Source organism: Enterobacter cloacae complex sp. IR5412 (assembly GCF_049237385.1).
Lineage (GTDB): Bacteria > Pseudomonadota > Gammaproteobacteria > Enterobacterales > Enterobacteriaceae > Enterobacter > Enterobacter intestinihominis.
Window position 1 is genome coordinate 9,294 of record NZ_JBMKHQ010000026.1, and the last position, 1,237, is coordinate 10,530.

General features: G+C 56.3%; 1 protein-coding gene. It reads left to right on the forward strand.

Annotated elements, in window-relative coordinates:
* Nucleotides 1-97: 97 nt before the first annotated feature.
* Nucleotides 98-607, forward strand: a complete 510-nt coding sequence (locus tag ACOTX2_RS24405) for an antirestriction protein ArdA (RefSeq protein WP_000129958.1) — start codon at nt 98-100, stop codon at nt 605-607.
* The last annotated feature ends 630 nt before the right edge of the window (nt 608-1,237 follow it).

Here is a 1,237-nt window from a genome sequence, read left to right on the forward strand (position 1 = left end):
CATTGACTTTAAAGGCGTAATCACCGATAATTAAATCATCGGGAGGCAATACCGCCGCCCGAAAAATTGCCGGTATCGGCGCTTTAAGGAGTACACCATGACTGATATTACGACCCCTTCTGTTTATGTTGGCACTTACCATAAATACAACTGCGGAAGCATTGCGGGAGCCTGGCTCGATCTGACCGATTTTGATAGCTCAGAGGAGTTTTACGAGCGCTGCCGCGAGTTACACGCAAATGAGGCTGATCCAGAATTTATGTTCCAGGATTGGGAGGGTATTCCGTCTGATATGGCGTCAGAGTGCCATATCAACTGGGATTTTATTAACGGCTTTAAACAAGCCCGCGAGGAAGGAAACGAAGCGGCGTTTGTGGCCTTTGTTGATCTGTTTAATAGCACTGATTTCGACCTGTTTAGAGATGCCTATATGGGCGAAGCTAAGGACGAAGAAACTTTTGCAGAGGAATACCTGAATGATAGCGGTCTACTGAATGAAATTCCTGAATCCGTAGCCCGATATTTTGACATCGTAGCCTATGCGCGGGATCTGTTTATTGGGGATTTCAGTTTACATGACGGACACGTATTTAACATGACTTGCTGAAACCTAGTCCCCCGCCACGCGGGGGATATTAAACACCGCTCTAATTAATCGCCGGTATCGGCAAACAGCCATCTGGGCGGCTGCGCCGCCCCTTTGCTGCTGCTTGCCGGTGATCTCTCCAGCTCATGTTCTGCCATTGCGCTAAATCCTGATGCCACACAGGGCGTTACCCCTTCGGGGCCGCTCTGCTGTGCTGCGCATCGAGCCGGTTCCCGTCTCGCCCCGCCCCTTCGGGGTGCCAACGCCCTTCAGGCGTCGGCATCCTTTGCCAGTGCGCTATTGTGTTATCCGTGGATTGTGCAGCTCAGCGGGGCGCTGGCCGTGACGGTGCGGTGTCCCCCGTAACCGGCCGCGCGGCGGCCGCTAACTCGCAGTACGGCGCCGCGACCCGCAGGCGGGCCGCTGTACCCGCGCGCAGGCGCGCGGCGCCCACTGCGCACCCCCGTGGGGGACGTGCGGCAGCTGCGTGGCGGCGGGCTGGGTTATGGCTTAGCAGGAAGGGGGGTTGGCCTGTTGCTCCGGTCAGTCCCGCAGTTTCCGGCGATTTGCGGCCGGTGTCCGGTGGAGTCCGGCGCGGTCGCCTTCCATGCCCTGACGGGCATAAAAACATGTAAATAAATTCCGTACTTG